The organism is Roseovarius sp. ZX-A-9 (assembly GCF_028369135.1).
Taxonomy (GTDB): domain Bacteria; phylum Pseudomonadota; class Alphaproteobacteria; order Rhodobacterales; family Rhodobacteraceae; genus Roseovarius.
The window spans coordinates 1-9,899 of sequence record NZ_JAPWHW010000049.1 but is presented as its reverse complement, the minus strand read 5'-3'; the positions used below and the strand labels follow the sequence as shown (position 1 = coordinate 9,899).

Genomic DNA, 9,899 nt, shown 5'->3' with positions numbered 1-9,899 from the left:
GCATAACACCCGCAATGAAACTGAAAACAGCCGCCTGAATTCTACGGCTGGACCCCATTAAAAATGGGGGGATTACCGTTGTATTTTATTGATCCCGGAAAGCCCACACAGAATGCCTACATCGAAAGTTTCAATGGGCGCTTCAGGGATGAATGTCTGAACCAGCACTGGTTCACCAGCATCAGCGAGGCGCGTGAAATCATCGAAGACTGGAGAGTCGATTACAACACAGAACGCCCGCACAGCAGCCTGAAATATCAAACCCCGGTGGAGTTCGCGGCAGCGCGACCCTTCGACAAAACGCAATGGGCGCAGACGCTTGAGCTATCTCAGGGCTCCGCGCCCGCGCCCATTGCTCACGCCGCCGAATGATGGCACACAAATGGTGAGCAAACTCGATTTACGAGTGGCCCTGAAAAAAGGGGCAGGTCAATACGGCTGTCAGCGTCGCGGATTTTGACCCGAAGCGCATCGAAAATGACGATCGGATACATCCGCTCCAGCGCCCGGGACTGCCATTCCCGGACTTCGTCCAGCACGGCGTCAGTCACGCGGCTGATCAGGTCTGGCGATACTTGCAGGCCATATACGTCCTCGAGGTGAGTGCGGATGTCACGGACCGTCAGACCCGCCGCATAAAGGCCGATAATCTTGTCATCCATCCCATCAATGCGGGTCTGGCCCTTCTTGACCAGCTCGGGCTCGAAGCTACCGTCCCGATCACGCGGCACGGCAATCGGCAGTTCGCCGTCTTGGCCCTTCAATCTCTTGACGGATGAGCCGTTACGGCGGTTGGCCTGATCGGCCGGGGCATCCTTACCCTCCTCGTAGCCAAGATGTGCAGTCAGCTCAGCCCCGAGCATCCGCTCCATCAGCTTAATCTTGAGCTCTTTCATCAGCCCGGCATCGCCCAGCAGATCTTCAGGCCGCTCGCAGCCCTTCAGAAGTTCGTCCAGAAGTTCCTTGGAAATCGTCATCGTCCTTACTCCTCTCAGGAAGCATGGACCAAAGCGCAGTTACACAAAAGATCGGACACTCTCCGAACTCCATGGGCGGGCCGCCTCCTGCTTGGGCCTAAGATACCAAGGTCAAAATTCGCTTCCCTCGCATTTGAAAATATACCGCTTTCCATCTAAAGAAGAAAGCTCATAGCCATACACAGTTAACACTTTCTCCTCATAGGCACCCGCACTCTTGATGTTTGGGTCACAGAAGCCAACATTTGGTTCGTAAACTGTAACCGTATTAGAAACTAACCTGACATTAAACGCAGCTTCTGAGTTCCAGCCCCAATAACTATTCATAACGCCACTAGGACCATCGTAGTATTGGACATGTCCAGCGTAGGGGCTTGGATGGGTGTTGGAGCCACTGTGGGGTCGCTCTACGGTGTTTGCCATATCGCTTATAGATACAATAAAATCAACTCTCTGAAGCTCTGACCCAGCCCTGCCAACGTTTACTATCTTAAATTTATTGTTCTTATATCTTAAGGGTATAGTTGGGCCGTTAGTGTAATCTTCATGACTGATTGACCGCAGTCCCATCCACCCTAAAGAGTTATCGAACCGCTCTTTTTCTCCATAAGCATAAGCCGAGCCAATTTTGATCCGCCTGTTAGGTACATATGGGTCTAAACGAACAAAATTTTCGCCAACATTTAGATACAAGCCTGCGTATTGTGGCCAATCGTCCGCTTGACTGGCGCTTGCGCACAATACTAGAGCCATAGAATAGAAGTATTTATGCATGATACGCTCCATTTTTCGTTATTAATGATCAGTAAATGTACAGACGGGGTAAACCTAGCTGACTGTCCAAGATTCTGGGACCACTTCAACCTCCACCAATGAACTCAAGGCTATACGTATGTGAGTCAGCGCCAAACGTATCTGCAGTCGTAGAGGACTCCTAAAAGCCCGCGTTTGCAAAGCTTGACACGCCGCTTCTTCTTCTTTGGTTTTGAGGCTTCCTCTTTCTCCCAAGCGGCGTACTCTTCCGCGCTATCCTCCTTTAGAGCGGAGATCTGGCTATCATTTAGATAGCCAGTCGGAAGCAATTTGTTCGCTATCTGCCATTCAATAATGGCCGTCCTCGAGTTTTTCCCCAAAGAACCGTCGACACCCTTGGTGTCGTGCCCGATCAGCGTTAAACGTCGCTGTATTTCGCGCCGCGTATCTCTGGTGAGTTTTAGATCGTTTTCTGTGATCTCTGATGTTTGGCTATCAATCGAAGAAACAAATACGACACTACCATCAGAAGAGGTCGTTGCTACAAATTCCCCTCCGAATATCAAGCTCTCAAATGGCGCACAGTCATCTAATGCCGCAATCAAACTAAGGTAGTCGCTCCTTTCCTCAGAGCTTGGGCTCACCGGCGCGATAAGCTCTGGCAAGCCTTCGATAATGCCCCCCTCGCCAACCAAAAGTTTTAACTGAAGTTCTGAGGTCGATGTCGCTGTAAAAGTTCTCGCTACACACTCAGCCCTTTGTAGTTCTGGTTCGAGGGTGTCGATGTAGGGTTCAGAGAACTCTAGTGTCTGGCCATCCTCAGGCAGAACTGCCGCCACTTCGCCCTTCGGCGCTTCAGGAACGACGTTCGGGGTAGTTTCAGTCAGGGAGGTTTCAGTTTCTTGGTCTTGCTCGGCTAGGAACTGATCCAGCCTTGCGACGTCAAGGCCTTCAATTTCGTCTTTAAGGATGATCTGCACCGCCAAATCAGACGCCGGATAATCCTCGACGATCTTGTTCAGAATGCTTCTGACGCTTTCGTAGGTCTGGATCTGCATGTCAGGAGGCTGGTCTTCCGCCTTTTGATAGATGACATTCGCGGTCTCGAATAAAGACTCCTCCGGCCCAGCGACGGCCGGACAAGCAAGTGCAATGGCGACCGTTGCAGCTGCAAGACATCGACAAAACAAAGCAATCTCCCCTAACCGACTTTGAGAAAAGTAGCGAGCAACATGGTGCCTGTCACTAGATAAAATCCACTGCCCCGAGCTAGCACTTAGAACGTCCAGGATGAAATTTTCTCTGGCAAACGCAAAACAACTGCGCAAACCTGACGTTGGGGTGGCGTAAGTCTCGCCGTGCGTTGAGTGATTGATTTGTCGAAGGACTTCCTATGAAGCGATTTCTGCAGTGGCGGTGTGCGATCACGTTTGGCGCTGTTCTGATTGCCAGTCCACTCGTGGCCCAAGACGACCCCGATGCGCTTATGGCCGATGCCATCTCCCTATACTCTACGGCAATGGAGGTCCGTGGAGAGGAAAGACATCAGCTTCTTCAACAAGTTGATGGCATGCTGAGCCGCATAAGGACCGAATTCCCCGACTCAGCACCCGCGTCTATTATGCAGCTTGGAATACCGCTCGGGCCGATAGACCTGAACTCCTTGGAAGCCGAATTGACGGCCAGCGAGCCTAAGCTTGCGGACCGGCTATCAGGTGAGCTGGCAGAGCAGTGGAGGATTTTACAAAAAAGATCGCCGGACGTCGCGGCCATAGTAGAGGAAACCTTAATAGAGCTTTCCGGGTCTGCAGTCGACGAGACAAAGGGAGAGCTCTACGTCAGAGTGACCTACTATATCATGGCGGCATTCTACTATGCCTCCGACACTGCATTTGGTGAGTTCTTCGACCCAACCGAAGCCGGGCAACTTTATAGAGTGTTCGTCGGCGCCGGTGGATTGGAGGAACTTGGTGACATCGGCGCATCAACAGTCGAAGACATCGCAGTAGGTGTCGCCCTTGATTTTGCTACGAGCACAATCGCAGATTTTGTGATTGAGATCGGCCCAGAGATGGGTGCGAGCACACAAACGCTGGTCCGTGCTGCAATCAAGGCGACCATCACCGAGGTTCTTCTCGCAGTTCAGGCGTCGAAAGACCCATCAAAAATCCCCGGGCTTGGGATCAAGAGGGTTTCAGAGCTTATTGAAATAATCACGACCACGCGCGGGCTTGCAGCCGACGTCGACCGGGCATTGGCCCAAACGGCTTTACGGATGCAGACCATGGCCCAAATGACCGCTTCCTATCGCGATCAGGAGGGGGTGCAGAACATTATTTCGTCAACGCGTAAGAACCTTGTCGTAGAGCTAGAAGGTGCTGTCGGGAAAGACGACGCGAAAGCTGTAAGTGATATCATGCTGCTAGGGTGGGCAGCTCTCACCGCTGAGTTCGAGGGAGAGACCGAACGGGCTCAAGATCTTCACAAGGTGATACTGCTGCGCGGCAATGTGGATACTATGCCCACAATCTGGAATGCCCCCGACCTCCTAACCTATTTCGCGAATGCTTTCACCGATAGTCCCAAGCGTGCTGCTGAAATTATGGTCGGACTCACTGAACTCTCGAAGTATTCAAAGGCGCTCGAGCCGATGGAGGCCGTAACCACACCTTCAACCAGCTCCGAGCTTGCAAGCACGCAGATCGCGCCGGGTGGGTTTCTGGGAGCGCCCATACCAAATACCCCCTCAGAGCCTGAATTTGTTATGGGTAAATGGAGTATCCAGGAGGAGCCGGATTTTAGACTCAAGGCCGGTGAGCAGTCCGGTGGATTTGAAATTTCTAAAGAAGGTCAAATCAGCTTTTCAGGGGCACAACTGTTTGGCGATTATCGCACTCCTGAAGAATGGCACAGTTTAGCGGTTTTTATAAACAAGAAACAAACGCGGGCGATGGCTTTGGCAATGGGAGACGGAGCAGAACGATTTTCTCTAGTCGATCTGGAAGAACGCAAGGTTCTCAATGATAAACCGTTGCCGTTTTGGATGTATGGTCCAACGGATGATGTGATATGGGACCCATCTGATCGATACGTTGCACTTAGCGTGCCAATGGCTGAATACTCTAAAGGGCTCGGCGTCTTTGACCTGGAAACCGGTCAATATTCCATTATTCCAAGTCGAGAATTCGATGCGAGCGCAAACGACTACTGGTTGCTCGAAAGTCTATACACTGAAGATGATGGAAGGGTCAGCATTAGCGTCGCATTGCAGCGGTTTAATGCTGATGGCTCGCCCATGCGTTCTGATAATACCCCACCACAAAAGCGCACGCTAGATCTCACCGACTTCTTTGTAAATCTGTCGGACGCGGACAGCATTAAGTTTGTCTTCCCGAAGGAGGAACTTGATCACGTTGCAACCCTTTCCAATGATGGGGAACTTCGCTCAACGGGGTTCAATGTAGACATCTCTGATCGTCTGTCCGTCAATTGCACGCACTGGGTGACTCAAGGGGCAGGGGCCGCTTCTGAGTACGGCATAACCACTTGGCAGGCACTGCTGCCAAAGCTCCAATGCAATGTCTGGTCAGACAACGACGACGGATCATCCGGCTTGGTTTCAAACATTGAGGTGTCGGCAATGCTCGCTAACGACGGCGCGATGATTGTAAAGCTCGCCGACGCGGAGTATTTTCACAATAAACGACAGGGCAATCTAGGACAGTGTGCCTTCTCCATTCAGAACCAAGTCTTTGACTACAAGAAAGACTGGTTGGCTGAGTGCCCTTCCGAGAGCACTATATCTACCACTCGAATTGAACCTGCCGATCTTGACGTAGTGCAGTCTCCAAATGCACCGGATGGAATCGCAGATCAGGCCGCTTCTGGAAGCGGCTGGAGTATGAGCGATGGCTTAACGACATTGATAGTAGGCGTGCAAGCCAGCGATGCTGTGGTGTCTGCCAACAACGCTGTAACCGTCTTCGGGCGCCAGGCCTTACCACCTGTGAATGCAACGAACCCACCTGACACCACGGTCACGGTCGCTCAGGGTGGAGAATACCGAGAGGTATTCCAAACGGTGAGCTATTCGGATGGATGGGACGAGCGCGTGGCACTTGTACCCCGTGATCCCAGTAAAAGAATAATCGCCATTTCGCCTGACGATGTTTTTCGGTTCTCCCGTAGAGTGGCGTGGTCTAATGACGGAAGATTTGCAATTCTTCAGTATGATTTCGGCGAATTTGCCAGCGATGGCCTTCTCGTCGAGCTCACCAGCGGAGCCTCTGCCCGGATCAAATCCGACCGTCAGGATGTCTTGCACTCCAACATCTTGCTGCGCTCCCTTAAGGACCTCGGCAATGGCATTCACAGCGTTGACTTCTCACACCTCAAGTGTCCGCTAAGCGATCCAAACTGCGGCATGGCGACCACTGAGGACGCTGGCACCACCACAGTGAAGTTCAGGCTGCCTGAGGCGACTGCGTCGGAGGAGGCTTCATCCGTGGCAAACCAAGTCGCAATGTTCGACGCATTGCCAAACGGAACGTATGGCATCGACGCGAACATGTGTGCTCGCAAAGATGAGAATTTCCAACACACAGCCTTCAGGTATTTCCGACATCTGGACCGTCCAGACCTTGGAGACCGCTATGGTCAACGGTGTAACATCGTCGGCAGAAGCGACGTTGACGGAGCGGTCAAGATAAACCTTTCCTGTAGCGCAGAGGGTAATCTCTACGACGATACGGTCCAGTGGCGGATACAGAGCCCAACTAGCTTCACAGACTTGGATGCTTACGGTGGCCCCAAGAATTTCCAATTGTGTGAAGTTGCCAGCCAGGCCACATCGCCGCCGACAATCTCAGAATGGACTTCGGAGATAGTACACATAGGCGGGTATGGTCGCGTAGAATTGGAGCGTTGTATTTCTGGACGCGAGAAATCCACGGCCGATTGTCTCAGAGATGATGGCGCGTCGGAAGAGACTGTTCGGTTTGCAGAAGCAAGATCCCGTGAAGGTGGCGAAGGGCCAGAAGTTCCGGTCCATTTCGAGGAACTCGGGCGCGTTGATTTGGCCTTTCTTGATGCATTTTCGATGAGCCAGAATGAATGGGAATACTTCGTAAATACATCGCCCAAGTCTATCAGCGAGCCGATGTACCCGGATCGAGATTTGAAAGACATAGCTGCGCGTGGTGACCGTACAGCCCAATCGATTTTACGACAGTTTCCCGGCGCCGCCTCGTGGAAGCCATTTGTAGCGGGTATGAGACAGTTGCCGAACGGGCATCAGAGGTTCTCGACGGTTGTATACTGGACAGAAAATTGTCGCGCATGTCCAATCGTCGGATACAATGTCGCGAACGTTGATTTTGATCAAACAGGTCGGCTTAGAGCCTACGAGTATCGCGGTGTCTTTGACAATCGTAAGCACGGTAAATTCCTGAGTATAACGCCAGACGATTTGCGCACAAACAGAGCAGCCGTTCAGCTACAACTGAACATTCGCGGCTACGACGCCGGTCCCATGGACGGTACCATCGGTCCGCGAACCCGCAAGGCGATAGCAGACTTTCAGCGCGAGAACGGGATCAATCGGGGCACCGGGCAGCTCGATTCCAGGACTCTGGCGTCCCTGGCCGATAGAAGCACCAATTTTAAGAATGGCCGTATGGCAAAGTCTGTTGATTTTCCACCTAGAATGTTCACTGGAAAATGGAGCACAGAGAATGGTTGTACAGAAAAGGAAGGCTGGATCGAAGTCTCTAAAACAGATGAAGGTAACCTTACACTGTTTTTGGGAAATTCAGTCGAACTTATAAAGGTCGAAAGGTATGATGGCCTGTCCTTCAGCGGATATGACGAGCGCGGAGGAGCGATAGACGGTGAAATCACAGGAGATATTATTTTTTTTAACACAGGTGGTGGCGCCGAAACACATGAATTTTTTCGATGCCAAGGCGGCTCGCTTGCCGACTTGGCAAGTGCATCTGTTAGTCAAGGCTTCGACTTCATGAGAACCATTACGTTGTCGTGGGCTGGCAACGCACAAGGAATTGTTGGCGAATTCGTAGTCGTTGGTCAGTGGCAGGATGCTGGGCTTAGACTGACGCTGAGAAATGCAGAGGGAAGGCTCAATCCTAGCGCTCGAATGAATCCGGTTGAGTCCGGCGCACGGATAAACCTGCTGATGAGCGCCGCACCGCGAATTCGTTGCGACGGCTGTCGAGCAGCGGAAAATTTTGAGACCGTTTTCGGCTTGCGGTTTGAGAACGACAGGCTTACCGGACCATATGAATCGATGAGCTTGCTGGTGCCCAATGCCGCGCTGGAAAGTCATGACGAGATCCTGATGAGTCTCCGAGGAAGCGACAACAAGATCTACATTACAGACACCGTCTTCGACGTTGCCACTCTCTTGCGTCAGCGGCACGCGGGAAGTGAACCGCCAGTTCAAAGCGGATCAGGCGCCAGCACAGACCAATTCACTGCCGGTTTGTATAATGCTCCTGACGGCTACAAATGGCTTCAGATCGCCTCTCGGCCGGACCTTGAGGCCGCTAGGGCCTTCGTCGCCGAGGTCGTCCGTGCTGGTGGAGGAGCGCGCATATTTCAAACGAGCAACGGCTGGTTTGCCATAACCGCAACGTCACCCGATCCGATGTTTGTTGGAAATGAAGAAGAGAACCTTTCGTCCCTGCGCAGCGTATCATGGATCCCAAGTGATGCCTTCTTCGTAGAAGGCGAAAGCTACGTGACAGAGTTCCCAATAAAAAATGGGGATGAGCTTACACCGGCGTTTACTATAACTACGACGAACCGCGACACCCCAATGCTGGCTCTTGATACTTTCAGAGGAGAGTGGACCGAGGGCGAAATTGTTCGCGCCGGAGACCCCATCATTGTCTGGGGCACACCAAGCCTCGAAACAGGCAATTGTCTTATCAATGGACACGAAGGGGTATGGTTGGCCTGCGCTCATACCGTCGCTTTCGAAAATTCCGCGCCACCTGCAACTAGCAGTGCTCCTGCTCAGAACGAACTCACGACCGAAGACTTCTATCGCATGTTCGAAGCGAACAATGGCGACAACTACATAACGCGACTTGTTGGCGCGACCCGATGGAATGACACCCCCGAACAGAGAGCTTCCCTACTCCTCGTTGTTGAGGCGGCCATCTCACGCGATGAGGAATACACCGCCACAAGGAAAGCATCCATTCTTCTGGACGTCATGCATGAAGCCTCTAAACTGGCAGGTGGTGATGGCGATCTCTTCAGAATTATGAACTACGCCAGAAACTCGAAAAACGGAGAGCACCCGAGTATCGGTACCGTTTTGGCAAGTGGCTCCTCTTGGCAGGAGGTCGACGACAAAGCCAAAGAGTTCCATGTTATCGGCTATGACAACCCAGACGATGTCAGAAAATTCACACACCCGGATGGCCGAGAAGCTGTCTTCTTCCGAGACCAGCCGACCGGCCAGTGGGAAATCATGCACGACGGCACGAACGATGCTACCTACAACCTCGTGAACGGCTCCCTCACGAGTCGAAACGACTTCTACCAACATATGCTTTTGGACGTCGTCCCTTGGATCGTCTACGGTGTGAGTCCCGACGATCAGACGTCATTCAAGGACAGACTTGAAACCTTCGAACAGAGTGGCCCTCTAGCGGTTGCAACAAGGTTATATCCGTTCTTCACTAAAACCGGAGCTGAGTTGACGTCGGAGGTATTGGAAAAGCTTCCATCGGAGTCCCAAATGACAGGTCCGCTTCAGGCTTGGCTCTTGTACAAAGTTCGGACACCGTAAGACAGGGCCTTGCAGGAGTGGCGGCCCTTAGCAGAGCAAGGAGATGCCGACGCGCAATTCCAGCTTGGCCTCATGTATGAAGAGGGCCGACGCCATCCCGACAGGCGGCTTGCGCGAGTGCGCAGGCCAGCCATGTTTTACCGATGACCTGCCCTCCAAATTTCGGACCATTCAAAAAGAGAGTTTGTTCTTGTAACGTTCAAAGGTAAGCGGTGCGCTGGTCACACGGGTCTGACGTAATTCCAGGGCAGCAGTTTGTTGATGTCCGTTTGCTTGTGTCCTTCGGCGATGGCGGTGAGAACAGCTGACAGATAGCCGTGAGGTTCGATCTCGTTGAGTTTGCAGGTTTC

At 52.3% G+C, this 9,899-nt stretch carries 5 protein-coding genes and 2 pseudogenes; 2 read left to right on the top strand and 5 right to left on the bottom strand.

Annotated features, from left to right (window positions below):
- Positions 1 to 69: 69 nt before the first annotated feature.
- Positions 70 to 372, top strand: a pseudogene (locus O3306_RS22110) (integrase core domain-containing protein); the annotation flags it as partial.
- A gap of 62 nt (positions 373 to 434) precedes the next feature.
- On the opposite strand, the pseudogene O3306_RS22105 reads toward O3306_RS22110, so the two are convergent.
- From O3306_RS22105 to O3306_RS22095, 3 genes and pseudogenes are all read right to left on the bottom strand, one after another.
- Positions 435 to 977, bottom strand: a pseudogene (locus O3306_RS22105) (transposase); the annotation flags it as partial.
- A 111-nt stretch (positions 978 to 1,088) separates the two neighbouring features.
- On the bottom strand, positions 1,089 to 1,751 hold the full coding sequence (locus O3306_RS22100) for a hypothetical protein (protein ID WP_272011542.1): 663 nt from the start codon (positions 1,749 to 1,751) through the stop codon (positions 1,089 to 1,091).
- Positions 1,752 to 1,876: 125 nt separating this feature from the next.
- On the bottom strand, positions 1,877 to 2,788 hold the full coding sequence (locus O3306_RS22095; protein WP_272011541.1) for a peptidoglycan-binding domain-containing protein: 912 nt from the start codon (positions 2,786 to 2,788) through the stop codon (positions 1,877 to 1,879).
- A gap of 335 nt (positions 2,789 to 3,123) precedes the next feature.
- Between O3306_RS22095 and O3306_RS22090 the strand changes: the two genes are divergently transcribed.
- Positions 3,124 to 9,549: a peptidoglycan-binding domain-containing protein gene (locus O3306_RS22090; protein WP_272011539.1), complete on the top strand. Its 6,426-nt coding sequence runs from the start codon at positions 3,124 to 3,126 to the stop codon at positions 9,547 to 9,549.
- A 70-nt stretch (positions 9,550 to 9,619) separates the two neighbouring features.
- Here the strand turns inward: O3306_RS22090 and O3306_RS22530 are convergent, their stop codons facing one another.
- Complete coding sequence (locus O3306_RS22530) at positions 9,620 to 9,724, bottom strand: ATP-binding protein (protein ID WP_442970037.1); 105 nt, start codon at positions 9,722 to 9,724, stop codon at positions 9,620 to 9,622.
- Positions 9,725 to 9,770: 46 nt separating this feature from the next.
- Positions 9,771 to 9,899 (bottom strand): transposase domain-containing protein (locus O3306_RS22085; protein ID WP_272011546.1); only part of this gene is annotated, 129 nt, incomplete at its 5' end.

Bases quoted from the DNA above. Each gene is read 5' to 3' on its own strand.
- O3306_RS22100 (WP_272011542.1), bottom strand. From the start codon at position 1,751: ATGCATAAATACTTCTATTCTATGGCTCTAGTATTGTGCGCAAGCGCC.
- O3306_RS22095 (WP_272011541.1), bottom strand. From the start codon at position 2,788: ATGCAGATCCAGACCTACGAAAGCGTCAGAAGCATTCTGAACAAGATC.
- O3306_RS22090 (WP_272011539.1), top strand. From the start codon at position 3,124: ATGAAGCGATTTCTGCAGTGGCGGTGTGCGATCACGTTTGGCGCTGTT.